This is a genomic window from Shewanella sp. SG41-4, from assembly GCF_014164505.1.
GTDB lineage: Bacteria > Pseudomonadota > Gammaproteobacteria > Enterobacterales > Shewanellaceae > Shewanella.
The window spans coordinates 1-677 of the sequence record NZ_JACJFI010000735.1; the positions used below are offsets into that span (position 1 = coordinate 1).

The following is a 677-nucleotide window of genomic DNA, read 5'->3' on the forward strand; positions in this document are numbered from 1 at the left end:
AGCGGCATGGGCAGCGATGGTATCTTCAACAGCGATGAGATCGGTACTGATGGCACTGTGACCGCCACCGTGACGCTAGCAACTGGCACTCAAGTTGGCGACACCTTGATTGTCACTGACGGCAATGGCAACACCCTATTTAACGGCCCTGTGACTCAAGACATGCTCGACAACGGCTTTGACGTTGAAGTCCCTGTGACCGCAGGCGCCACTGATGTTGATGTCACCGCGCAAGTGATTGATATCGCCGGCAACCCATCTGCAACCGCAACAGATACACAACCTGTTGATGCCACCATGGCACCTGCACCGACTGTAGAATTCAGCGGCATGGGCAGCGATGGCGTGTTCAACAGCGATGAGATCGGTACTGATGGCACTGTGACCGCGACCGTGACGCTAGCGACTGGCACCCAAGTTGGCGACACCTTGATTGTCACTGACGGCAATGGCAACACCCTATTTAACGGCCCTGTGACTCAGGACATGCTCGACAACGGCTTTGACGTTGAAGTGCCTGTCACTGCAGGCGCAACCGATGTTGATGTGACCGCGCAAGTGATTGATATCGCCGGCAACCCATCTGCAACCGCAACAGATACACAACCTGTTGATGCCACCATGGCACCTGCACCAATCGTTGAGTTCAGCGGCATGGGCAGCGATGGTATCTTCAA

At 55.2% G+C, this 677-nt stretch carries 1 protein-coding gene; it reads left to right on the top strand.

Features of this window, described 5'->3' with window-relative positions:
- Positions 1-677, top strand: a 677-nt coding sequence (locus H5202_RS23575) for a hypothetical protein (protein WP_182774136.1), incomplete at both ends; no start/stop codon positions are given.